Source organism: Rhodococcus sp. Z13, from assembly GCF_025837095.1.
In the GTDB taxonomy this organism is placed as follows: Bacteria; Actinomycetota; Actinomycetes; order Mycobacteriales; family Mycobacteriaceae; genus Rhodococcus; species Rhodococcus sacchari.
In genome coordinates, this window is record NZ_CP107551.1 from 1,039,746 (window position 1) to 1,063,252 (window position 23,507).

The window sequence follows — 23,507 nt, forward strand, 5'->3', positions numbered from 1 at the left end:
TGCCGTCCGAACGACAGAACCGACACCGGCTGTGGCCATTGATGCTCTTCGGAGCGTTGATCGCCGTGGTCGTCCTGGCGGTGCAGAACGTCCCCCGCCTCCCGCAGCAGCCGCGCATCGAGATCCCCGAGGGGGTCCCGCCGGTCCCCGGCACCCCGGTCCCGCCGATCGACGTCAACGGTCCCGGGCGCACCGCGGCGCTGTTGCGGGAATGGGCCGAGCCGCAGGCCGAGCAGCTCGGCATCCCGGTGACGGCCCTCGAGGCCTACGGGCACGCCGCCGCCGTCCTCGCCGCCGGCGATCCGGGCTGCGGCCTGGCCTGGACCACCCTCGCCGGTATCGGCAGCGTCGAGAGCCGCCACGGACAGCACGACGGGGCGAGCCTCGCCGCCGACGGCACCGTCTCCCCGGCCATCCGCGGCATCCCGCTCGACGGCCGGCCCGGGGTCGCCGAGATCCGCGACACCGACGGTGGCCGCCTCGACGGCGACCCGCTCCTCGACCGGGCCATGGGGCCGATGCAGTTCATCCCTGAGACCTGGGAGAACTGGGGCGTCGACGCCAACGGCGACGGCGTCGCCGACCCCGACAACATCGACGACGCGGCCCTCACGGCGGGCCGCTATCTGTGCGCTCGCGGGGGAGACCTGACCACCGCCGAGGGCTGGACCCGCGCGCTGATGGCCTACAACTACTCGTCCGACTATCTGATGCTGGTCCGCGATCGGGCCGCCGCTTACGGCGTCGGCGTGCGACCGTGACGGACGTTCCAGGGCGAGTGGTGCCTCGGGCCCTGGTCGCGACCGTTAGGCTGTCCCCAGCGTGCAGACACCGCAGCGTGAAAGTCCATCGAAGGAGAATCAGCCAGTGGCCATCATTGAGCAGGTAGGAGCCCGCGAAATCCTCGACTCCCGTGGCAACCCCACGGTCGAGGTCGAGGTGCTGCTCGAGGACGGAAGCTTCGCCCGCGCTGCAGTGCCGTCGGGTGCTTCCACCGGCGAGCACGAGGCTGTCGAGCTGCGTGACGGCGGCGACCGCTACCTCGGCAAGGGCGTCGAGAAGGCCGTCGAGGCCGTTCTCTCGGAGATCGCCCCGGCCATCATCGGTCTCGACGCCACCGAGCAGCGCACCGTCGACCAGGCCCTTCTCGACGCCGACGGCACCCCCGACAAGGGCCGCCTGGGCGCGAACGCCCTGCTCGGCGCGTCGCTGGCCGTCGCCAAGGCCGGTGCCGAGTCGTCCGGACTCGAGCTCTTCCGCTACGTCGGCGGCCCGAACGCCCACATCCTCCCGGTCCCGATGATGAACATCCTCAACGGTGGCGCCCACGCCGATACGGGCGTCGACGTCCAGGAGTTCATGGTCGCCCCGATCGGCGCCCCGACCTTCAAGGAATCCCTCCGCTGGGGTGCCGAGGTCTACCACTCCCTCAAGTCCGTGCTCAAGAGCAAGGGCCTGGCCACCGGCCTCGGCGACGAGGGCGGCTTCGCTCCCGACGTCGCGGGCACCAAGGAGGCCCTCGACCTCATCAGCGAGGCCATCGGCAAGACCGGCCTGAAGCTGGGCAGCGATGTCGCGCTCGCTCTCGACGTCGCCGCCACCGAGTTCTACACGGAGGGCACCGGCTACGCCTTCGAGGGCAAGAACCGCACGGCCGACGAGCTCGCCGACTTCTACGAGGAGTTGCTCGCTGCCTACCCGCTGGTCTCCGTCGAGGACCCGCTGAGCGAGGACGACTGGGAGGGCTGGGTCGCCCTGACCGAGCGTCTCGGTAGCAAGCTGCAGCTCGTCGGCGACGACCTGTTCGTCACCAACCCCGAGCGTCTCGAGGACGGCATCGTCCGCGGCGCCGCCAACGCGCTGCTGGTGAAGGTCAACCAGATCGGCACCCTGACCGAGACCCTCGACGCCGTCGACCTCGCGCACCGCAACGGCTACAAGACGATGATGAGCCACCGGTCCGGTGAGACCGAGGACACCACCATCGCCGACCTCGCCGTCGCCGTCGGCAGCGGCCAGATCAAGACCGGCGCCCCGGCCCGCTCCGAGCGCGTCGCGAAGTACAACCAGCTGCTGCGTATCGAGGAGTCGCTCGGTGACGCCGCTCGCTACGCGGGCGAGCTCGCCTTCCCGCGGTTCTCCGCCGAGGGCTGACAGCAGGCATGAGTCAGCGCGGTAGATCCCGTCCCGGCGCCCGCCGTACCCGCACCGACGGTGCGGCCGTTGCCCGGCGCCCGGGTCGGGCCCGTCCCACGGGATCTACCGCCCCTGCCGACCACACCACCGACAACGCGGGCGCTCGGCCCGCACGTCGCGAGGACCCCGTCCACTCGTCGCGGGGCCGGCCCGGCAGCTCGGGCCGTGCCCGGCCGCGGCGGGTCGGCGCGCCCCGCGAGCCCCGCCGGACCCGCACCGAACGCACCTTCCTCGGCCTGTCCACCGGCCGTGCCGTGGTGCTCGCCCTCGTCGTGTGCGGCCTCGCCCTGACCCTCGCGGTGCCGCTGCGCACCTACGTCGGTCAGCGCTCGGAGGCCGAACAGCTCGCCGCGGAACGCGAGCAGCTCGAACAGGAGATCGCGGCCCTCGAGGACCAGAAGGCCAAGATGGAGGACCCGGCCTGGGTCCGCACCCAGGCCCGCGAGCGGCTGCGGTTCGTGATGCCCGGCGACATCCCCTATCAGGTGCAGTTGCCCGGCGACGGGCCGCCTCAACGCGAGAGGCGCGAACCGGAACGGCCGACCACCGGTACCTGGTACAGCGACCTGTGGCTGTCGGTGGCCGAACCGGCGCCCGAACCCGAGCCCGAACCGGTGCCCCAGCAGATGCCGGTGGCACCCCCAGAACCAGGAGTTGTTCCCGGGTGACCGATCACGTCACGCAAGAAGACCTCGACGCCGTCGCCGCCCAGCTCGGGCGCACCCCCCGCGGTGTCCTCGCGATCGCCTACCGCTGCCCGGACGGCGCACCCGGAGTGGTCAAGACCGCACCGAAGCTGCCCGACGGCACGCCTTTCCCCACGCTGTACTACCTCACCGATCCGCGGCTGACCGCGGAGGCGAGCCGGCAGGAATCCGCCGGGGTGATGAAGGAGATGACCGAGCGGCTCGCCCACGACGAGGAGCTCGCCGCCGCTTACCGGCGCGCCCACGAGTCGTACCTCGCCGAACGGAACGCCATCGAATCCCTCGGCACCGACTTCACCGGGGGCGGCATGCCCGAACGCGTCAAGTGCCTGCACGTGCTGATCGCGCACTCGCTCGCCAAGGGACCGGGCGTCAACCCGCTCGGTGACGAGTCCGTCGCCCTGGCCGCCGACGCCGGTCTGCGCGGCACGGCGATCCCCGCCGACTGGCCCACCTACGCCGAACTGCGCGGAGAAGCGCAGTGAGGGTCGCCGGCATCGACTGCGGCACCAACTCGATCCGCCTCCTCATCGCCGACCTCGCGGAGGACGGCAGCCTCACCGACGTCACCCGGCTCATGAAGGTCGTGCGGCTCGGTCAGGGCGTCGACGCCACCGGCCGTCTCGCTCCCGAGGCCATCGAACGCACCCGCGTGGCGCTGGTGGAGTACGCCGACCTGATCCGCGAGACGGGGGCCACCGCGGTCCGTATGGTCGCGACGTCGGCCACCCGCGACGCGAGCAACCGTGAGGACTTCTTCGCGATGACCCGCGAGGTGCTCGGCGCCGTGATCCCGGGCGCCGAGGCGGAGGTCATCACCGGCGACGAGGAGGCACGCCTGTCGTTCTCCGGTGCGGTCGGCGAACTCGACCCGGCCCGTGGGCCTTTCGTCGTCGTCGATCTCGGTGGTGGTTCCACGGAGGTCGTGCTCGGCGACACCGAGGGGGTGCACGCGGCGTACTCCACCGACATCGGCTGCGTGCGGCTGACGGAACGCTGCCTGCACGACGACCCGCCGACCGCCGAACAGGTCGCTGCTGCACGCGAGTTCGCACAGGAGAAGATCCGTGAGGCACTCGAGCGCGTCCCGGTCGAGCAGGCCCGCACCTGGGTGGGGGTCGCCGGCACCATGACGACACTCTCGGCGCTCGCCCAGGGGCTGCAGGAATACGACCCGGAGAAGATCCACCTGTCCACCGTCTCCTTCGGGCGGCTGCGGCAGGTGTGCGACGGGCTGGTCGCCGCGACCCGCGAGGAACGCGCCGCGCTCGGCCCGATGCACCCCGGCCGCGTCGACGTCATCGGCGGTGGCTCGATCATCACCACCGTCCTCGCCGAGGAACTCGGCCGTCGTGCGGGTATCGACGAGCTCGTCGTGAGCGAGCACGACATCCTCGACGGCATCGCGATATCGGTGGCCCGCTAGTTCTTTCCGATCCGGTGTTCTCGACTGCCTCATGCGCAGTCGAGAACACCGGATCTCACTTTCTCAGCAGTTCGACGTCGGTGCGGCGCCGGCGAACCGCGCGTCGAGGAAGTCCAGCGCACCGGGCAACCCGATCACCGCTGCGGTGATGTGATCGGGACTCGGCACCAGCTCCGACCGCACCGGCACCCCCGCCTCGCAGTAGCGGCGCAGGGTGGTGTCGATCGACTGCAGCGGGATCAGCGCGTCGGTGGGTGAATGCCATTCGTACACGGGGGCGTTGGGGACGGTGGGCACGAACTCGACGCTGTTCTCGTCCAGCACCCCACGCACCGAGGAGCTCTCCAGCAGCGACAGCCCGGTGGCGGCGTCCGCGACGTCGGCCATGCTCATGCCCGCGCCGGACAGTAGGATGTCGTTGGTGCAGGCGTTGGCGATCCGGTCGCGCAGAGCTCTGCCCCGGTCGTTGAGCTGGTCGGAGACGGGCATCCGCTCCGGGTACTCGCGTTCGAGACCCAGCGCGGCGGCCATTGCGAGCCCGAAGGCCGGATGTGCCGAAGCACCCAGTTCGTGGGCCATCGCCCCGATGTTCATCGGTACCCCGCCGTAGGCGCTGCCCACGATGTTCAGCTCGGGCGCGTAGGTCGGGGCGAGCGCGGCCGCCATCGCCGTCGCCATGCCGCCACCCGAGTAGCCCGCGATCCCGACGGGGCTGTCGGCGAGGCCGAGCGCCGAGTGGCGTTGTGCGGCACGGATTCCGTCGAGGGTGATCTGCCCACCGACCTTCGCGGCACCGTAGGCGCTGTTCGGCCCGAGATGGTCGGGCACCGCGACGGACCAGCCCCGCTGGATGGCGATGAGCAGGCCCGGGGATTCACGGATGCCGTCGATCAGGCTCGATGCGTACAGTGCGTTCGACGGCGCGCACTCGAGACCGAGCGAATTGATGATGGCCTGGTAGGACACCAGCGGCCGGCCGGGTGCCGCGTCGCGCGGGGACAGCACGGTGGTCACCGCCGCGATCGGGTCGCCGGACGAGTCCGTCGACCGGAACTTCAGCTGTACCGCGTCGGTCCCGGGGAAGCCCAGCGGTGGCGGCACGACGCGGGCGGCGAGCACGTCCCCGGGTTGTCGCGACGCGAGATCGTCGGGGGCGCTGTAGAACGAATCCTGCAGTGCCGCCGGGTACACGATGTTGTCGGCGTGTGCCGTCGGGACGGCCATCAGGGTGGGGACGGCCGCCACGACGGCAGCCGTCAGGGCGGTCCGGATCCGCTGCGCCAGGGGTGGTGTGGTGGTCGAGCGCATTCCTCGTCTTTCTCGATTGCTCCGAACAGCACACCTCGCGGTGACGCTGGTCGGTGGGGGTTCCTCGCAGGGCCGGAACAGACCATATGGTGTGTTCGGCCGTTAATGCGAGTTACACACTCGGCGCGGACGATTCAGGCCGCGACGGGTCGTCGGCAGGCGCAGCGGACCGAACGGCCGAACCCGTCGTCGGGCAGCCGGCCGTACTCGTCGCACCGGCCGCAGGTCGGGGAAGGGCCGGGTGCGGAACAGGGAGCGAGCGCCACAGCGGCAGTCAGCCGTGGACGTGCATCGTCCGATTCCCGTCAGGATGGTGAAGTTGGCGGCCACACGGGGGCCGCGTCTGATACCACCCTGCGGATGGGCATGGGTATGCTGTGCCACGTTCGACTCCTCGACAGTCGGACATCCGCCGGTCGCGAGGGTCCAAGCCCGCGGCGGGCACCTTTGCTCGGTTGTGGCGATGATCTTGGGGCAGGGCTGCACGGGATGTCCACGAAAACATGTTCGGATCCCGTGCCCCCGAGGCGCCCGTCACGGCGACCTGCCGCTACTCTGTTGCCCACGCCCCTATAGCCCAATTGGCAGAGGCAGCGGACTTAAAATCCGCAAAGTGTGGGTTCGAGTCCCACTGGGGGCACAACGAAGAAGACGGATACACCCCTTCCGGCGGGGTGTATCCGTCTTTTCCATCGGGAGCGTCGGGGTCACTCCTCCTTGCGTCCCGGAAGGTGGCGGAACGTCACGACCGGCAGCAGCACCGCCAGACCCAGAACGCACAGGCTCGCGCGCAACGCCACCAGCCGCGACTCGACGTTGATCTCCACCGCCCGGTCGAGCTGCTCAGGGGTCAGCTCCAGGCCGGCGAGGCGGCCACGGAGGTCCTCGTTCTCGACGAAACCGACCGAGCTCGTGTTGATCTCGATCCGGGTGCCCGCCCACATGTCCGGGTCGTCGGCGATCCGCGTCGACGCCGCCGAGGCGAGCACCGACATCAGGACCGCGCCCGCTACGGCGGTGCCGGTGCACAGGCCGAGGAAGTTGGCCATGCCCCGCGCGCTGCCGATCTCCCCGGCGAGATGCGTCGGGCTCGACTCCATGAGCAACGCGGCGCCGGCGCTGAGCCCGACACCGATGCCGAGGCCCAGGGTGATCTCGCTGAGCCACGTCCACGCGCTCGACCACTGGTTCGAGATGGTCAGCGCCAGCAGGATGACCGACGTCGAGGCGAGCAGGTGGGCGCCGGTCAACAGCGGGCGGACGGCGAACCGCCGCATCAGGGCCGGGGTTCCCGCCGCCGACACCAGCGCCGCCAGCGAGATCGGCACCATCATCGCGGCCGATCCGGTCGGGCTCTTGCCCAGCACCATCTGCGTGTACAGCGGCAGCAGATAGCTCACGCCGGCCATCAACAGATTGACGGCGATCAGTCCGGACAGGCACGCGCGGTTGGGGCCCGAACCGAAGACCTGCGGGTCGAGGAGGGGAGTCCGGTCGCCGCCGCTCAGCGAGTACTGCCGCGCTGCGAAGGCGTGCAGTACCAGCCCGCCGAGGACGAGCAGCGCCAGCACCGGCGACAGCCCGAGGATGCTCACCGGTGCGCCCTCGGCCGCGAGGAGCAGACCCCACGAACCGATCTGGTTGATCGCCGCGACCAGCAGCAGCACCCCGGCGGCGGACAGCAGGATGCTCACCCGGTCCACCGACCCCTCGAAGGTGTGGCGGGGCAGTCTCGTCCGGAGCGCGATCGCGATGGTCGCCGCGACGATGAGGAGCATCAGGAGGAACGGGGCGCGCCATCCCCAGGTCTGGACGAGGAACCCGCCGACCAGCAGGGCCAGCGCGGCACCGATGCCGGTCGTGCCCGACAGGACCGACACGGCGACGGTACGCTGCGTGCCCGTGTACGCCTGACCGATGATCGCGAGGGCGTTGGGCACGAGCAGTGCGCCACCGAGACCGGCGAGGGCCTCACCCGCGATCAGCGTCGAGACGTCCTGCGACAGAAGGCAGAGCAGCAGGCCTGCTCCGTAGAGGGTCAGCCCCAGCAGCTGGGTGTTCCGCGCGCCCAGCACCTCGCTGATCTTGCCGCCCGTGACCGTGAACGCCGCGACGAACATGCCGTACGCGACGATCGCCAGCTGCACGTGGGAGACGGTCGTGCCCAGGCCCTCGACGATCGCACTGATCGCCATCGGCAGCACCGAGGCGTTGAACACCGAGACCAGCCCGGTGCAGCACACCAGCGCCAGGGGCAGCCAGGTGGTCTTCGCGGGTGCCGGGGGCGTCGCGACCGATTCCTGATCCTCCGTGGTCATCCGTGCCTCCCGGGTCAGGCCTGCAGGGTGAGGAACTGCATGGGTGCGGTGTCCTCGAAACGGCTGGAGACGTTGCCCGCGAGCCCGCCCTCGAGCGAGGTGTCGCCCAGCAGGTCCAGCTTCCCCGCGGGCGTTCCCTCGGAGAAGTCCAGCTTGTCGAGGTCGATCCACAGCACGTTGGGGCGGGTGGTCGAGTCGAAGACGTACCGCTTGTTCGTCAGGTCGGCAACGGTCTGCCAGATCGTCTGGGACGCATAGGGTTTGTCCGGGTCGGGGATGCGGAACGGCTGGGCGGCGTTGCGGATGACACTGAACATCCCGGCCACCGCCTCCACCTGCGTCTTCGGTTCGGGGAGACGGCCGACGTAGTAGGCGGCGCGGGCGAACCGGTCGGCGGCGAGCGTCGTGCCGGGCAGCGGCTTGGTGCCGCCGAACCCTTCGACGTCCTTCAGCAGCTTCAGTTGCTCGTCGTAGGTGGGGGAGTTGGTCATCACGAGGTACTCGCGGCTGTGCCAGACGGTGGGTCTGCCGTCGATGTACTCGATGATCGCGGAGTCGCCGGTCGCGTCGTCCAAAGCGAGGTGGACGGCCGGGACCTCACCGGTGGCCGGGTCGCCGAGGGGCACGACCTGCACCTCGGTCTCGTCGATCCACTGCACGGCGTCGGCGACGGTGGCGAAGTTGTCGAGGAAGTACTGCAGCCAGATCGCCATGCTCAACGCCGGGCGCGACCGGTCGAAGGTGCCGTAGTCCGATTCCGCGAGCCAAAGGATGTGCCCGGCCAGCCCGGCCTCGTTCATCCCGTCCACCGACATCATGTCGAAGGCGCCCGCGACGACACTGCCGTACCGCGACGTCCAGTGCAGCGACCCACCGACCCCGTCGTCGTGCTCGAGACCGCGGGGGAGGCGCCAGAGATTCGTGCCGGTGTCGCGGTGGTAGTCCATGTTGCGACCGACGAGAACGGCTCCTGCGGCATCCGGCCACACCACTCTGGTACACATGACGTCCTCCTCCGGTCGTATCGGAAACGGAATTGCCCGTATATTCACCGTCGAGCAAACACCATCCGACGCCGTATATCTCGCGGTTGCAGGGCGTTTCGTCGTGCACTTGCGGTCGTGCTGGGAAATCGCCCGAATTTCGTTTCGGAATTAACCCGGAAAATTCACCTCACCGACTCGGGTCCGAACGTGTCCGCGCGCCCGCTCGTCATCCACGACCGCGATCGCCGCAGCGGATGACCGAGGACGTAGCGTGTGTCCGGAATGTCCGAATCGAAGCACCCCACGAGCGGAGCGCGGTTCGCTAGGGTCGGCGCTCGGATGGTTACCGGATCTATCGAAAGGTGTGATCGGATGCGTCGGGGCTCCGGCCGGCCGGCAGGACTACTCGTGGCCGCGGCGGTGACACTCTCCGCCGCGACCGGCGTGGCGCAGGCCGCGCCGGTCGACGGCCGAGTCGTCGTCGAGGGGTCGGAGACGCGAGCGCCCTCCACCGAGGTGCCCGGCGCCTCGGAGGTCGTCACCTTCACCTACCGCACCGAAGGGGCGGAGGGGGTGTCCACCGCGCAGATCTTCGTGCCCGAGGGCGAGGCGCCGCCGGGCGGGTGGCCGATCGTCGCGTGGGCGCACGGCACGGTCGGGATGACCGACGCGGACGCACCCTCCCGGACCGGCGTGCAGTACGACATCTACCGCAATCTCTACGGCGACTGGCTGAAACGTGGATTCCTCGTCGTGGCAACGGATTATGCAGGGCTCGGCACGCCGGGCGTGCACCCCTACCTGAACGCGGACGTCGCCGCCCACAACGTCGTCGACTCGGTGGTGGCGGCACGGGAACTGATCCCGGACGCCTCCCGGGTATGGGCGGTCGCCGGACAGTCCCAGGGCGGGCACGCGGCGCTCGCCACCGCCACCCGCGCCGCGGACTACGCCCCCGACCTCGACTTCCGGGGCACCTTCGCGAGCGGTCCGCCCACCAACCTGGACCGCCTCACCGCTATCGCCGGGCCGGAGTTCCCGCCGCTGCGGGTGGACGGACTCACCCTGTACATGGCGTACATCGCTGCGGGGCTCCACGATTCGCGCCCGGATCTCGACCTGGCGCAGTACATGACGCCCCTCGGGCTGGAACTCGTCGAGCAGGCCGACGCCCTGCCGATGGAGGAGTTCCGTCAGCGGCTGGCGGGGGTGTACGTCGGCGACCTGTTCGCACGTCCCATCGCGGGAACCCCGGTCGAGCAGGCGATCTCCGACTACTTCGCCATCGACGTCGACGGCTTCGACCGGCCGGTGATGATCGTCCAGGGCCTGGCCGACACCGTGGTGCCGCCGCCACTGACCTTCTGGTTCGCCGCCGATCTCGCGCTCGCGGGAGAGGACTTCGACCTGCGGTTGCCCGTCGCCGGGCATGTCGAGGGACTCGCAGAGTCCACCCCGGAGATCGGCGACTACCTGGAGAGCATCCTGCGCTGATCGTCGGCACGGCGCGAACCGTGCAGATGCTCGAGCAGTTCCTGTTCGAGCGCCACGAACCCGCTCGTCGCGAGCGTCTCCGCCGTACGCGGACGCGGCAGCGTCACCCGCACCTCGTGGTGCACACGGGTCGGGCGGGGATCGAGGACGAGCACACGGTCGGACAGGAGCACCGCCTCGCGGACATCGTGCGTCACCATCAGCACCGTCCAGCGGTGCTCCTGCCACACCTTCTGCAACCACAACTGCATCTCGGTGCGGGTCAGGGCGTCGAGCGCCCCGAACGGTTCGTCGAGCAGCAGCACGTCGCGGCCCTGCAGCACGGTGCGGGCCAGCGCCGCGCGCTGCCGCATCCCGCCCGACAGGCGACCCGGCGCTGCGTCCTCGAACCCGGCGAGACCGAAAGTGGGCAACAACTCCCGCGCCCGGGCCCGCGCCTCGCGCCGGGACACGCCCTGCACCTGCAGGCCGAGCGCGCAGTTGTCGAGCACGCTGCGCCACGGGAACAGCAGATCCTTCTGCGGCATCAAGGCCGCACGCCCCGGCGCCGCCGGCGCACCACCGACGAGAACCTCACCGGAATCGGGACGTTCGAGCCCGGCGACGAGCGAGAACAACGTCGACTTCCCGCACCCGCTCGGCCCGATCAACGACACGAACTCGCCCAGCTCGACCGAGAAGTCGACGCCGTCCAGAACGGCTCGGTCACCGTACGACCGGTCGACAGCGGTGACGGTGACGGCACTCATCGGGGGCTCCGCCCCGGCACTCATCGGGGGCTCCGCCCCAGCGCCCAGGGCGCGATCAGTCGTTCGGCGAGATAGGTCAGCGCGTACAGCACGAGCGACAGCACCGCCGTGACCACCACCGCCGCGAGCACCAGATCGGTCCGGAAGGAGTTCTTCTGGGTGCTCATGAAGATGCCGAGACCGGAACTGGCGCCGACGTACTCGGCGAACACCGCCCCGACCACCGCGTAGGTGATCCCGATCCGCAACGCCGTGAAGAAACGGGGCAGCGCCGCCGGCAACCGCACGTAGCGGAACTGCTGCCACCGCGACGCCCCCATGCTGCGCAGCAGCGATCCGGCCTCCCGATCGGCCGCCGCGAACCCCTCGATCAGCCCGATCGCCACGGGGAAGAAGGTCACCAGGGTGACCACCAGGATCTTCGGCAGCAACCCGAAACCGAACCAGATGATCATCAGCGGTGCGACGGCGACGATCGGCAGGGTCTGCGAGACCACGAACAGCGGCACGAACGCCCGCCGCAACCACGGGGAGAAGTCCACCGCGATCGCCAGCGCCCACGCGAGGGTCAGCGACACCGCGAACCCGACGAACGTGACCTGCAGGGTCGCCCAGGCGTGCCCGGCGATGACGGACCGGTGCGCCCAGCCCTGCTCCACGACGCGGACGGGGGAGGGCAGCACCTGCGGCCGGATCCCGCTCACCGACACGTACAGCTGCCAGACGGCGACGAGCGCCGCAGCGACCAGCAGGGCCGGCACGAGGCGCCGGGTCCGGGTGGCGGGTTCAGTTGCGGAGGTAGTCGTCGGTGACATAGGTCGACCAATCGGGTTCGACGCTCAGCGGTGCACCGTCGGGTCCCGCCAGCAGGCCGTTGTCGTAGAGGAAGTGGGCGTACTCCGCCCAGCGGTCCGCGTCGAGCGACCCCACCTCACCGTTCTCGTCGCGCATGTACTCGGCGGCGAGCATGCGCTGGCTCTCGAGGACGAGCGCCTCGTCCGGGAAGGCGCCGGGGTTGGCGTCGAGCAGGGCCTTCGCGCCACGGTCGGGATCGTCGGCGGCGATGCGGTAGCCCTCCTGTAGCGCCTGCACGAAGGCCCGGGCCTCGTCCGGATGCTCGGTCATCCAGTCCTCGTTGCCGTCGACGACGATCGCGTAGGCGTCCGGAAAGCCGTGGTCGGTGAACCGGAAGTACCGCATGGGCAGGCCGCGGTGCTCGGCCTCGAGGCCCTCCCAGGCCAGATACGACACGGTGAAGTCCGCGGTCGACGAGTAGACCGCCTCGTACGACGAGGTTCCGAGAGTGACCTCCTCGAACTCGCCGCGGCCCCCGTCGTTGCGGATCACCTCGGCGAGCATCTCGGTCTCCCCGGGATTCGCGAAGCCCGCGAAGATCCTGCCGTCGAGATCCGCCGGCCGGGTGATCTCGGGATCGTCGGCGCGCACGGCGATCGCCGTCGCCCAGTGCTGCAGGGGTGCGAGGACCGCGACGGTCCGCGACCCGGCGGCCCGGGCGAACGTCGACGACGCGTGCGTGGAGATCCCGAACTCGGCGTTGCCTGCGTCGACGAGCGTGTCGGGGGTGGCGTTGTTGTACGGCAGGACCTCGACGTCGAGTCCCGCATCGGCGAACAGGCCCTCCTGCAGCGCCACGTACAACCCGGTGTGATTGGTGTTGGGGGTCCAGTCCAGGGCGAAACGGATCGTGTCGCCGTCGTCCGCGCTCGAGCACGCCGTGAGCGTGGTGAGCGCGACCGCGATCGCGAATGCCCCTGCGAGCCGGCGGGCGATCACGACAGCGGGGAGGCGTCGGTGGACGGGTGGCCGGTGCTCCGGCGCATGAAAGGTCGGAAAGGCACGAACATGCCGGGACATCCCTTCGTCAGCATTACCTGATCAGGTTCGACGGGTGTGATCTCAGCCCCGCGTGTGCGGAGCACCCCGTGTCACGGACGCGACGATAGCACTGTCCATCGCCGGTCCGGGAGGGCCGCCGACCGGTCATACGAAATGTCCGTAACGTCGCACACGACCGATTCGATCAAGGAGATGACGGCCCTCGCCCACCTCCCCCCGACGGGCGGGGCCGTGGGGTCCATGCTCACCTCCCCCGCGCGTGGACCGGGAAGGTCCCGTCGGCGAACGCGCCGACGGGACCTTCTTCGATTCGGGTGGAACGAACTCCGCTCAGCGGGGTCGGAGCCACCGAAATCGTCTTGCTCTACAACCGAACTCAGGGACGCGCGGAGAAGATCGACGTGTAGTCGTGGGGGCGCGTGACCTCGGCGGTGTTCGCGATGGGTTCCGACTCGGCCTCGGCGCGGGGATCGCGGGGCGCGAGGAACAGCGGAACGTCGACGTGGGGGTTCTGACTCATGGTCGTCCTTTCGGATGCGTCACCGCTGGACTCGGTCGCAGACGGGTGCGAAGCACGGGAGCCGCGGTGATCGCCGTGGGAAACTCTCGGGGTCGTCCGGAACCGTCGGGCACCTGGACGGTGCGGGGGTGGCTCGTCGGAAAGCGAGCCGGACGATGACCCCACCCTACACGAATGCGAGCAGAAGGCGACGTTCGGCGCACATCGGCCCCGCGGGACGTTTGGCGCAGCGACCCCACGGGAAGTCCCTCGGCATGGCCAACTATCGAGTGATCGACCCCAGCGGTGACGTCGTGGACACCAAGGAATTCGACAGCGCACAGGACGCCCACGCGTGGTTCGTCGACAAGCGCGCCGACAACAGCGAGCTCGGCTGGCGGATGGAGGCCCAGCACGAGCAGGACGGCACCTGGCACTTCTTCGACGACACCGAGGGAACCGGATAGATCCGCAGGGAAACGGGGTGCCGGTGGTCGCGACCACCGGCACCCCCGTGAACTGCGGGACTACTTCTTGAATGCGTCCTTGACGTTCTCCACGGCATCGGAGACCTTGTCGCCCGCCTGCTTGAGGCCGCTCGCCGTCTGGTCGCCCTTGCCCTCGGCCTCGAGATCACGGTCGCCGGCTGCTCGACCGGTGTTCTCCTTGATCTTCCCGCCGGCTTCTTCTGCCTTGTGCTTGGCCTTGTCGATGAAATCCGCCATGGGTCCTCCTCGGTCGTGGGGCGTCTACCGTGACCGGATACCCGAGCGGGGCGGGGTGAAACGAGAACGCCGGGCGCGCGTCCGTGCCAGACTCGGGACCACACACCCAGGAGGAGATCGATGTCGAATCCGGCCAATGCGAACCCCGAGGGGGACGACCCGATCGGCGATTCTCCCGACGCCGATCCCGAACTCGTGCACGACGGTCCCGCCCAGCGCCGCCGGTCGCTCGGGGGAGTGATCGCGGCGATCGTCGCGGTACTCGTGATCGTCGTCCTGATCGTGGTGTTGATCTAGGATACCGGGGCGGCGACACCCAGGGAGAGCGCCCCGAAGAACTTCGGTGTGCCCTTCTCGTAGAAGGTGTCGAGTTCGCGGAGGTCGAAGCCGGCCTCCTGCACGAGCGCGGCGATGTCGCGGGTGAGATGGCATCCGCCCGTGAGGGCCTGCTGGAGCGGGTCGAGCCGGTACTGCCACCTGCGCACCGGTTCGTCCGGAGCCAGCCCGTGTTCGACGAAATGCAGCGTCCCACCGGGCGCGAGCACCCGGCGCACCTCCCGCAGGGCCTGCACCGCGTCGGGGATCGTGCACAGCGTCCACGTCGACAACGCCGTGTCGAAACTGCCGTCCGGGAACGGCAGCGACTGCCCGTCCAGACCCGACCGCTCCACCGGCACCGTCGATTCCGCCACCCGGGGCCGGGCCAGCCGCCACGCCACGTCGGCGGGTTCGACGGCGGTGACGGACTCGACGCCGGCGGGGTAGTAGGGCACGTTGGTGCCGGAACCGAACCCGATCTCCACGACGCGGCCGCGCAGGCCGGAGCAGACGCGTTCCCGCGACGGCGCGGTCATCGACGACCCGCACACGACGTCGACGAGGTGGGGGACGATGCGGTCGGTGTAGAAACCCATGTGAGCACCCCGATTCCCGGACGATACGGAATCCTACTCGGCTCAGAGCCAGTCGCGCTGTTTGAACAGCACGTACAGTCCGCCGGCGGACAGGACGATGACGAGGGCGGCGGTGATCAGACCCGCCGGTTCGTCGAAGCCCGGATAGGGCACGTTCATGCCGTACCAGCCGGTGACGGCCGTCGGCACCGCGATGATCGCCGCCCACCCGGTGAGCTTCTTCATGACGACGTTCAGGCGTGCGTCCTGCAGCGACAGGTTCGTCTCGAAGATGGTGGTCACCATGTCGCGCAGGGACTCGGTCCACTCCGTCGCCCGGATCGCGTGGTCGTACAGGTCCGTGTACCAGCTGTCGAGCTCGGGAGCGAGAGGGTGTTCCGCGCGGTGCCGCATCACCGCGTTGATCACCTCGCGCATCGGCAGCACCACCCGCCGCAGCTCGACGAGCTCCTTGCGCAGCCGGTAGACCCGCCGCTGGATCCGCTTGGTGGACGACTGCCCGTCGAACAGTAGGTCCTCGAGTTCCTCGGCGGTGTCGTCGAGCTGCTGGATGGTCTCGAACTGCCCGTCGACGACCACGTCGAGCAGCCCGTGCAGCAACGCTCCGGGACCGTGGCGGAGCAGGTCGGGGTTGTCGTCCCAGCGTCGCACCACCTCGTCGATGTCGAAGGGGGCGCCGCGCCGGACGGTGATGATGCCCCGCGGCAGGACGAACGCCGAGATACGGGTCGTGGACAGTCGCGACTGGTGTTCCTCCGTCTCCGGGTCGGAGGCCGGCCGCAGGTGCGTCGCGTACACGGTGAAGAAGGTGTGCGTGGGGTAGAGGGTGGCCTTGGTGCGTTCCCCGCGGGCGAGGGAGTCCTCGACGGCGTGCTCGTCGAGGTCCCACTCCCGGGCGAGGGCGAGCAGATCGTCGTGATCGGGATCCCACAGGTCCACCCACACGAGCGCGTCCCGGTCGGCGAGGTGCCGGGCGACCTCGGTGAGCGCGAAGTCCTCGTCGATCAGCTTCCCGTCCGTCCACCGCCGGGTCCGAAGGGTGCGTTTCGTCTCGATCGTCACGATCGGAGTGTCCCCGATCCGGGGACGGTTTCACACGACGTGACGGTTCTCGGTCTCCACGAGTCGCAGGACCTCGTCGACGAACCGGAGGTCGACCTGCGGCAGGTGGGCCGGCCACCGGCCGTCGGCGATCCGCTCCCGCAGCGCGGCGAGCGTGGCGACCACGTGCGGGCCACCGTCGACGACGTACCGCACCATGCCCCGCGCGGCGCACACCTCGACCACCCGGGCCAGCACCTCCTCGGCCTCCTCCTGCCGGCCGGCGGCGTGCAGACAGGACGCCAGCAGGCGGGTGGCCTGCAGGTTGGCGCGCGGACGCGTGGCGGTGCGGTCCACCCACATCCGCGCCCACTCGACGGCCCGTTCGGCGGCGCCGGGATCGCCGCTGTCGGCGAGCAACCGGAGGGCGGTGGAGTCCTCGATCTGGAGGGTGATCTCCACGATGCCGTTCGGGTGCGGTCCGGTGGGCGACGTGCGCGCCGGCACAGCGGGGGAGGAGATCCCGAGCCGGACCCGTTCGTTCTCGATACGGGCCCGCAACCGCGGCAGGTCGTGCAGGGCCGCCACCCGTAGTCCTTCGGCGAGCAGCGAGACGGCCGCTTCGCGGTTGCCCTGCAACATCTTCAACCGCGCCGCGGTACCGAACCGGGCGATCATGAAATCGGTTGCACCACCTTCGATCCCGAGCAGGTTGCTCTCGTCGAGGAGGGCCTCGGCCTCGTCGATGCGGCCCTGCTCGTAGAGCAGCTCGCCGAGCATCGCCGCCGCGAGCCGACCACCGTGGGTGTGGATACCGCCGTTGCGGCGGGCCCGGCGCAGGGCGGTGCGGAAGTGCTTCTCGGCCGCGGCGACGTCGAGTTTCTCGTTCACGGCGATGCCGCACAGGCACTGTCCGTAGATCGACGCGAACGGCCCGCGGGTCTGCTTGTGATAGGGCTCGGCCCACTCCTGCCATCGCACCGCCGAATCGAAGTCGAACCGGAAGATGTCGGCGTAGGAGGCGAAGTCCGCCGCGGCCGCCACCACCCAGGGATGCACGGCCGGCGGGTTCTCCAGGCACGGGGCGATCAGTTCGTCGATGCCCTCGAGCCGGTCGGAGTTCATGAGGATCGACGCCTCGACGGCATCGGCCTCGATGCGGACGGCCTCGGGGTTCCGTTCCTCCGGCAGCCCGCGCTCGAGCAATCGCCGCACCGCGGCGAGAGTGGCACGGCAGCGGTCCAGCCGCAGCAGCGCGCTGTTGGCCCAGGCCTGCGCCAGCAGTAACCGCGGATCCTCCGCGACCGCGCGTGGCGGCAGCTTGTCGATCAGGGCGAGCAGCGTGGCGATGTGACCGTGTTCCATCAGGTACATGCCGTCCGCGGCCAGCAGATCGACGGCGAAGTCGGTGTCGTCGGCGGCCAGGGCGTGGTCGACGGCCTCGCGCAGCATGCGGTGCCGGGCGAACCAGTCCGCGGCGGTGCGGTGCAGTCCGGGAATGCGTTCGGGATGGTCGCGTTCGAGCCGCCGCCGTAGGAAGTCGAGGAACAGGTGGTGGTAGCGGAACCAGACCCGCTCGTCGTCGACGTGCCGCAGGAACAGATCGCGTTCCTCGGCCTCCTCGAGCAGGGCCTGACTGCGCGGATCGCCGGTGAGAGCGGCGGCGAGGCTGCCGCTGATCGACTCGGTGATGCTCGTGGCGAGCAGGAACTCGTACATCCGCGGTTCCAGGCCGGCGAGCACGTTGTCGGCGAGGAACTCCCCGATCGCGTGGTGGCGGCCGGTGATGTTCTCGATAAGCCAGGACGGATCGTCGCTGTCGCGCAACGACAACGACGCCAGCTGCAGCGCCGCCGCCCAGCCCTCCGTGGTGCGGGTCAGATCCTGCACGTCCTCCGGGTCCAGATCGATCCCACCGACGTCCCGCAGGAAGGCGTCCGACTCCTCCACCCCGAAACGCAGTGCCGTCGAATCGATCTCGACGAGCTCGTCGCGGACCCGCATGCGGCTGAGCGGAAGGCCGGACCGGTTGCGGCTCGTCACCACGATCTGCAGGTGGTGACAGCCCTTGTCCAGCAGGAAATCCAGGGCCGCGACGGTCTCGCGGGAGGTGACGCGGTGCCAGTCGTCGATGAACAGGGTCGCCGCGGTGTCGGTGCGGTGCAGCTCGTCGATGAGCGTCGACAGCACGTACCGTTCGGCCTCGTCGCCGTGGGCATCGAGGATCTGCCCGAGCTCGCGTGCCAGCACCGGCCGGATCTGCTTCATCGCCTCGACCAGATGGGCGAGGAACCACAGGACGTTGTTGTCGTCGCTGTCCACCGTCAGCCAGGCGACCGGCACCCCCTCCTCGGCGAGCGCGTTGCGCCACTGCGCCGCCAGGGTGGACTTCCCGAATCCGGTGGGGGCGTGGATGGCGGTGAGCCGCCGCCGCTGCCCGTCGCGCAGCGCCGAGATCAGGCGGGTGCGTTCGACGAGCGGGCGGGTGATCGACGGCGGCCGGAACCGGGTCGAGGGAGCGGTCGACGGCCCGGTGCGCCCCGACGCCGTCGCCGAACGCCCCGACACCGTGGCCGCGGGACCGGTGACGGACGGCGCCCGGTGCGGCCGGGCCGGACCCGACGGTGGGGGGCCGGGCAGCGCCATCTCGTCGACCGGCAGGTTGTGGGCGCGCTGCACCTCCCGCAGCAGATCACCGAACTCGGCGGCCGTCTGCGGGCGGTTCTCCGGTTCGGTGGCCATGCCTCGCTCGAGCACCGCGCACACGTCGTCGGGGATGCCCCCGGGCCGCAGATCGGGGATCGGTTCGGAGGTGATGCGGACGAACTGGGCGACGACCTTCTCGCCCTCCTTCCGCTCGAACGCCGCGTGCCCGGTGATCGCCGCGAACAGCGTCGCCGCGAGGCCGTAGACGTCGGCGGCGGGTGTCGGGTTCTTCCCGCGCAGCACCTCGGGGGCGGTGTACGCGGGGGAGCCGGTGATCTCCCCGACGGTGGTCCGGAAACCCCCGCCGATGCGGGCGATGCCGAAATCCGTCAGCTGCGGTTCGCCGTACTCGGTGAGCAGGATGTTGCCGGGCTTGATGTCGCGGTGCAGCACGTCGGCGCGGTGCGCCGTCTCGAGCGCTCCCGCGACCCGCACCCCGATCCGCAACGCCTCCGGCCAGGACAGGGGGCCGTGCCGCCGGATCCGGGAATCGAGGGAGTCGTGCGGGTGGTAGTGCATAACCAGATAGGGCAGGCCCGTGTCCGTCGCCCCGGACTGCAGCACGGTGACGATGTGGGGATGGCCCGAGACCCGGCCCATCGCGCGCTGCTCCCGCAGGAACCGTTCCATGTCGGCCTCGTCGGGGGCGCGGCGCAGCACCTTCACCGCGACGTGCCGGTCGAGTGCCTCCTGCCGGCAGCGGTAGACCACCCCGAAACCGCCGCGACCGATCTCCTCGGCGTCGGTGAAACCGGCGTCGTGCAGGGCGCGCACGATCTCGGCCTCGGGGACGTCGATCATCGGGGCACGCTGTGTAGCGGCCGGATCGTTCTCGGGCACGGTGCGATCACCTCGCGGAGAAGCCGTTTCCCCAGGATAGTCCGAGGATCGGCACGCCCGCTGGAGATCACACGTCGCTCCTGGTCTACCGTGGTCCGGCCGGGCCACGGGGCGTCGGGGCCGGCTCGAGCAACACTGCGACCGGAAGAAGAGACGAGTGTCGACGGACGAGCTGTTCGACAGGTTGCGGCGCTTCCCGGACGTGGAAGCGCCCAACCTGTTCGCCGTCGACGCCGCCGACCGGCTGCTGCTCGACGAGGCCGCCCCCGCCCTCGAAGGCGCGGAGCCGGGCACCGTCGTGGTGATCGACGACCAGTACGGCGCCCTCACCCTCGGCGCCGCGGTCCGCTTCGGAACCGAGGACCTGCGCGTCCACCAGGACTCGATCGTCGCCGAGCGTGCCCTCGCCGCCAACGCCGAGCGCGAGGGGCCGGCCGGCCGGTACCGCTCCCGCCCCCTCGGGGAGGAACTGCTCGCCGGCGCCCGCGTGGTGCTGCTGCGGCTGCCCCGCTCGCTGACGGCCCTCACGGAGATCGCCGAGAACGTCGCCCGGTACGCCGATCCCGGTGTCGTCGTGTTCGCCGGCGGCCGCGACAAGCACATCACCGTCGCGATGAACGACGTGCTCGGTGCCTCCTTCGCCGAGGTCCGCGCGTCGCGGGGCCGCCAGAAGTCGCGGGTGCTCACCGCGCGCGGCGCCGAGCCGGGCGCGCTCACCTATCCGGTCCGCGAACACCTCGACGAACTCGACCTCACCGTCGTCGCGCACGGCGCTGCCTTCGCCGGTCCACGCCTCGACATCGGCACCCGCTTCCTGCTCGACTTCCTGTCGCGCGTCGACCGGGACGTGCGGGTCGCGGTGGACCTCGGCTGCGGCACCGGCATCCTCGCCGCGATGCTCGCCCGCGAACTGCCCGAGGTGAAGGTGATCGCCACCGACCAGTCCGCCGCCGCGGTGGCCTCGGCCGCGGGCACCGCCGCCGCGAACGGTCTGGCCGGCCGTATCGACACCCTCCGCGACGACGTCGCCGGCTCGATTCCGGACGCCTCCGTCGACGCGGTGCTGTGCAATCCGCCCTTCCACATCGGGGCCGCCGTCCACACCGGGGCCGCCCGCAAGATGTTCACCGCCGCCGCTCGCATTCTGCGGCCCGGAGGGGAACTCTGGACCGTGTACAACCGGCACCTGGACTACCATCCGGCCCTCGCCGGGATCGTCGGGCCGACACGTGTTGCGGGTCGCAACCGCAAGTTCACTGTGACCAGGTCGGTCCGCAGCCGGTAGAGTCCGTTTCGTCCGGGCTCTACCGAGGATTCCGGGAACTTCAGGGGCCACCGCCTCGTTGAACGGACAGAGACAGACCACCAGAAGGGAAGTGCACGGTGCGCACCACCAGTAACCCGGTGTTCCGCAACCTGCCCAAGCAAGAGGGCGGCGGATACGCCACGTTCGGCTCTGCGACGGCGGGCGCCGCGCAGGTCACCCAGCAATTCGGTCAGCCGCAGGCCGACCCGTGGGCGCGGCCGGCGACGACCCGCCCCATGACCATCGACGACGTCGTCACCAAGACCGGCATCACCCTCGGTGTGCTCGCGGTGTCCGCGTTGGTCTCCTACGTGCTGGTCAACTCCAACGTCGACCTCGCCCCGCTGTTCGTCATCGGCGGCGGCCTCGTGGGATTCGTCCTGGTGCTGGTCGCGACCTTCGGCCGCAAGATGGACAACCCCGCGATCGTCCTCGCCTACGCGGTGGCGGAGGGTCTGTTCCTCGGCGCGCTGTCGTTCATGTTCACCGACATCACCTTCGGTGGTGCCGGCGGCGCGACGCTGATCGCCCAGGCCGTCCTCGGCACCTTCGGCGTGTTCTTCGGCATGCTCGTCGTGTACCGCACGGGCGCCATCCGCGTCACCCCGCGACTGACCCGCATGATCGTCGGCGCCCTCGTCGGTGTCCTCGTCCTCGCGCTGGGCAACCTGATCGCGGGCTTCTTCATCGACGGTGGCCTCGGCCTGCGCGACGGCGGCCCGATCGCCATCATCTTCAGCCTCGTCTGCATCGGCATCGCCGCGTTCAGCTTCCTGCTGGACTTCGACTCCGCCGACCAGCTGATCCGCGCCCAGGCGCCGGAGAAGGCCGCCTGGGGTGTCGCCCTCGGCCTCACCGTCACCCTGGTGTGGCTGTACGTCGAGATCCTGCGACTGCTCAGCTACTTCCAGAACGACTGACAGCACGTCACGAAGACCCCGGGCCACGGTCCGGGGTCTTCGTCGTTCCCGGCCGTGCCAGGTCGTTCCCGGGGCGGGCACACCGTCCCCGTCCCGGGAATCCGCGACGTGGGAACATGGAGTCATGCGCATTGCGGATTCCGTCGTCGACCTCATCGGCAACACCCCCCTCGTCAAACTCAACTCGGTGGTCAAGCCCCGCTCGGGGCTGGTGGCCGCCAAGGTCGAGTACCTCAACCCCGGTGGCAGCTCCAAGGACCGCATCGCGGTCAAGATGATCGACGCCGCCGAGGCGTCGGGCGAGCTGAAGCCGGGCGGCACCATCGTCGAACCCACCTCCGGCAACACCGGTATCGGACTGGCCCTGGTCGCGCAGCAGCGCGGCTACAAGTGCGTGTTCGTGTGTCCCGACAAGGTCAGCGAGGACAAGCGCAACGTGCTCCGGGCCTACGGCGCCGAGGTGGTCGTCTGCCCGACCGCCGTACCGCCGGAGCATCCCGACAGCTACTACAGCGTCTCCGACCGCCTCGCCCGCGAGCTCCCCGGCGGCTGGAAGCCCAACCAGTACTCCAACCCGGGCGGCCCGGCGAGCCACTACGAGACCACCGGCCCGGAGATCTGGAACGACACCGACGGCAGGATCACGCACTTCGTCGCGGGTGTGGGCACCGGCGGCACCATCACCGGTACCGGCCGCTACCTCAAGGAGGTCTCGAACGGCCGCGTCAAGGTGATCGGCGTCGACCCCGAGGGTTCGGTGTACTCGGGTGGCACCGGCCGGCCCTATCTCGTCGAGGGTGTCGGTGAGGACTTCTGGCCCTCCGCCTACGACCCGTCGATCCCCGACGAGATCATCGCCGTCTCCGACGCCGACTCGTTCGAGATGACCCGCCGCCTCGCCCGCGAGGAGGGCCTGCTCGTCGGTGGTTCGTGCGGCATGGCCGTCGTCGCCGCCCTGCAGGTCGCCGAGCGTGAAGGCCCCGACGCGGTCGTCGTCGTGCTGCTGCCCGACGGTGGCCGCGGCTACATGTCCAAGATCTTCAACGACAAGTGGATGGCCAGCTACGGCTTCCTCCGCGCCCCGCTCGACGGCAAACCCGACGACTCCACCGTCGGCGACGTGCTGCGCGGCAAGAGCGGCGACCTGCCCGATCTCGTCCACACCCACCCCTCCGAGACGGTGCGCGACGCGATCGAGATCCTCCGCGAGTACGGCGTGTCGCAGATGCCGGTCGTCGGCGCGGAACCGCCCATCACCGCCGGTGAGGTCGCCGGTTCGGTCAGCGAGCGCGAACTGCTCAGCGCGGTCTTCGAAGGCCGCGCCCAGCTCGCCGACCCGGTCGAGAAGCACATGAGCCCGCCGCTGCCGAACATCGGTGTCGGCGAGTCCATCGACGCCGCCACCAAGGCGTTCGGCGACACCGACGCGCTCATGGTGATCGACGACGGCAAGCCGGTCGGCGTCATCACCCGCCACGACCTGCTCGGATTCATCTCTCAAGGCCGATAGGACAC

General features: G+C 70.0%; 22 protein-coding genes, 1 tRNA gene and 1 riboswitch. Of the genes, 12 read left to right on the forward strand and 11 right to left on the reverse strand.

Going from position 1 to position 23,507, the window contains the following annotated elements; translation table 11 throughout:
- The first annotated feature begins 41 nt into the window (after positions 1-41).
- From OED52_RS04900 to OED52_RS04920, 5 genes are all read left to right on the forward strand, one after another.
- Complete coding sequence (locus OED52_RS04900; RefSeq protein ID WP_264154581.1) at positions 42-761, forward strand: lytic transglycosylase domain-containing protein; 720 nt, start codon at positions 42-44, stop codon at positions 759-761.
- A gap of 106 nt (positions 762-867) precedes the next feature.
- Complete coding sequence (gene eno / locus OED52_RS04905) at positions 868-2,154, forward strand: phosphopyruvate hydratase (RefSeq protein WP_264153562.1); 1,287 nt, start codon at positions 868-870, stop codon at positions 2,152-2,154.
- Positions 2,155-2,162: 8 nt separating this feature from the next.
- Positions 2,163-2,864 carry an FtsB family cell division protein gene (locus tag OED52_RS04910; RefSeq protein WP_264153563.1) on the forward strand — a complete coding sequence of 234 codons (702 nt, stop codon included), beginning with the start codon at positions 2,163-2,165 and terminating at the stop codon, positions 2,862-2,864.
- On the forward strand, positions 2,861-3,388 hold the full coding sequence (locus OED52_RS04915; protein WP_264153564.1) for a DUF501 domain-containing protein: 528 nt from the start codon (positions 2,861-2,863) through the stop codon (positions 3,386-3,388). The genes OED52_RS04910 and OED52_RS04915 overlap by 4 nt, the downstream gene beginning before the upstream one ends.
- Complete coding sequence (locus OED52_RS04920) at positions 3,385-4,329, forward strand: Ppx/GppA phosphatase family protein (protein ID WP_264153565.1); 945 nt, start codon at positions 3,385-3,387, stop codon at positions 4,327-4,329. Before OED52_RS04915 ends, OED52_RS04920 begins: the two co-directional genes overlap by 4 nt.
- A 63-nt stretch (positions 4,330-4,392) precedes the next feature.
- On the opposite strand, the gene OED52_RS04925 is transcribed toward OED52_RS04920, so the two are convergent.
- Positions 4,393-5,637, reverse strand: a complete 1,245-nt coding sequence (locus OED52_RS04925) for a lipase family protein (RefSeq protein ID WP_264153566.1) — start codon at positions 5,635-5,637, stop codon at positions 4,393-4,395.
- 566 nt (positions 5,638-6,203) lie between these two features.
- Here OED52_RS04925 and OED52_RS04930 point away from each other — a divergent pair.
- Positions 6,204-6,277: transfer RNA gene (locus OED52_RS04930), tRNA-Leu, on the forward strand.
- 67 nt (positions 6,278-6,344) lie between these two features.
- On the opposite strand, the gene OED52_RS04935 is transcribed toward OED52_RS04930, so the two are convergent.
- Complete coding sequence (locus OED52_RS04935) at positions 6,345-7,955, reverse strand: MFS transporter (RefSeq protein ID WP_264153567.1); 1,611 nt, start codon at positions 7,953-7,955, stop codon at positions 6,345-6,347.
- Between the two features lie 14 nt (positions 7,956-7,969).
- Positions 7,970-8,959, reverse strand: a complete 990-nt coding sequence (locus tag OED52_RS04940) for a linear amide C-N hydrolase (RefSeq protein WP_264153568.1) — start codon at positions 8,957-8,959, stop codon at positions 7,970-7,972.
- 390 nt (positions 8,960-9,349) lie between these two features.
- On the opposite strand from OED52_RS04940, the gene OED52_RS04945 reads away from it, so the two are divergent.
- Positions 9,350-10,435, forward strand: coding sequence for a lipase family protein (locus OED52_RS04945; RefSeq protein ID WP_264153569.1), 1,086 nt, complete (start codon positions 9,350-9,352; stop codon positions 10,433-10,435).
- On the opposite strand, the gene OED52_RS04950 is transcribed toward OED52_RS04945, so the two are convergent.
- The 4 genes from OED52_RS04950 to OED52_RS04965 all read right to left on the reverse strand — a co-directional run bounded on the left by OED52_RS04950 (position 10,411) and on the right by OED52_RS04965 (position 13,561).
- Positions 10,411-11,184 (reverse strand): ABC transporter ATP-binding protein, encoded by a 774-nt coding sequence (locus tag OED52_RS04950; protein ID WP_264153570.1) that lies wholly within the window; start codon positions 11,182-11,184, stop codon positions 10,411-10,413. The genes OED52_RS04945 and OED52_RS04950 overlap by 25 nt on opposite strands.
- Before the next feature lie 20 nt (positions 11,185-11,204).
- On the reverse strand, positions 11,205-11,999 hold the full coding sequence (locus OED52_RS04955; RefSeq protein WP_264153571.1) for an ABC transporter permease: 795 nt from the start codon (positions 11,997-11,999) through the stop codon (positions 11,205-11,207).
- On the reverse strand, positions 11,971-12,978 hold the full coding sequence (locus tag OED52_RS04960) for an ABC transporter substrate-binding protein (RefSeq protein ID WP_413247715.1): 1,008 nt from the start codon (positions 12,976-12,978) through the stop codon (positions 11,971-11,973). The genes OED52_RS04955 and OED52_RS04960 overlap by 29 nt, the downstream gene beginning before the upstream one ends.
- 63 nt (positions 12,979-13,041) lie before the next feature.
- Positions 13,042-13,138: riboswitch (TPP riboswitch) on the reverse strand.
- A 279-nt stretch (positions 13,139-13,417) separates the two neighbouring features.
- On the reverse strand, positions 13,418-13,561 hold the full coding sequence (locus OED52_RS04965) for a hypothetical protein (protein WP_264153572.1): 144 nt from the start codon (positions 13,559-13,561) through the stop codon (positions 13,418-13,420).
- A 254-nt stretch (positions 13,562-13,815) separates the two neighbouring features.
- On the opposite strand from OED52_RS04965, the gene OED52_RS04970 reads away from it, so the two are divergent.
- Positions 13,816-14,007: a hypothetical protein gene (locus OED52_RS04970; protein ID WP_264153573.1), complete on the forward strand. Its 192-nt coding sequence runs from the start codon at positions 13,816-13,818 to the stop codon at positions 14,005-14,007.
- 60 nt (positions 14,008-14,067) lie between these two features.
- Here OED52_RS04970 and OED52_RS04975 read toward each other — a convergent pair whose 3' ends face one another.
- Positions 14,068-14,265, reverse strand: coding sequence for a CsbD family protein (locus tag OED52_RS04975; RefSeq protein WP_264153574.1), 198 nt, complete (start codon positions 14,263-14,265; stop codon positions 14,068-14,070).
- 120 nt (positions 14,266-14,385) lie between these two features.
- Between OED52_RS04975 and OED52_RS04980 the strand changes: the two genes are divergently transcribed.
- Positions 14,386-14,562 carry a hypothetical protein gene (locus tag OED52_RS04980; RefSeq protein WP_264153575.1) on the forward strand — a complete coding sequence of 59 codons (177 nt, stop codon included), beginning with the start codon at positions 14,386-14,388 and terminating at the stop codon, positions 14,560-14,562.
- Here the strand turns inward: OED52_RS04980 and OED52_RS04985 are convergent.
- From OED52_RS04985 to OED52_RS04995, 3 genes are read right to left on the reverse strand one after another with little or no spacing between them, the layout of a single operon-like run.
- Positions 14,559-15,179 carry a class I SAM-dependent methyltransferase gene (locus OED52_RS04985; protein WP_264153576.1) on the reverse strand — a complete coding sequence of 207 codons (621 nt, stop codon included), beginning with the start codon at positions 15,177-15,179 and terminating at the stop codon, positions 14,559-14,561. The genes OED52_RS04980 and OED52_RS04985 overlap by 4 nt on opposite strands.
- Positions 15,180-15,221: 42 nt before the next feature.
- On the reverse strand, positions 15,222-16,241 hold the full coding sequence (locus OED52_RS04990) for a magnesium transporter CorA family protein (protein WP_264153577.1): 1,020 nt from the start codon (positions 16,239-16,241) through the stop codon (positions 15,222-15,224).
- A 30-nt stretch (positions 16,242-16,271) separates the two neighbouring features.
- Positions 16,272-19,727 (reverse strand): serine/threonine-protein kinase, encoded by a 3,456-nt coding sequence (locus OED52_RS04995; RefSeq protein WP_264153578.1) that lies wholly within the window; start codon positions 19,725-19,727, stop codon positions 16,272-16,274.
- A 196-nt stretch (positions 19,728-19,923) separates the two neighbouring features.
- On the opposite strand from OED52_RS04995, the gene OED52_RS05000 reads away from it, so the two are divergent.
- The 3 genes from OED52_RS05000 to OED52_RS05010 all read left to right on the forward strand — a co-directional run bounded on the left by OED52_RS05000 (position 19,924) and on the right by OED52_RS05010 (position 23,502).
- On the forward strand, positions 19,924-21,051 hold the full coding sequence (locus OED52_RS05000; protein WP_264153579.1) for a class I SAM-dependent methyltransferase: 1,128 nt from the start codon (positions 19,924-19,926) through the stop codon (positions 21,049-21,051).
- Between the two features lie 98 nt (positions 21,052-21,149).
- Positions 21,150-21,992 carry a Bax inhibitor-1/YccA family protein gene (locus OED52_RS05005; protein WP_264153580.1) on the forward strand — a complete coding sequence of 281 codons (843 nt, stop codon included), beginning with the start codon at positions 21,150-21,152 and terminating at the stop codon, positions 21,990-21,992.
- A 124-nt stretch (positions 21,993-22,116) separates the two neighbouring features.
- A complete protein-coding gene (locus tag OED52_RS05010) occupies positions 22,117-23,502 on the forward strand; it encodes a cystathionine beta-synthase (protein WP_264153581.1) in 1,386 nt (461 codons plus the stop codon).
- The last annotated feature ends 5 nt before the right edge of the window (positions 23,503-23,507 follow it).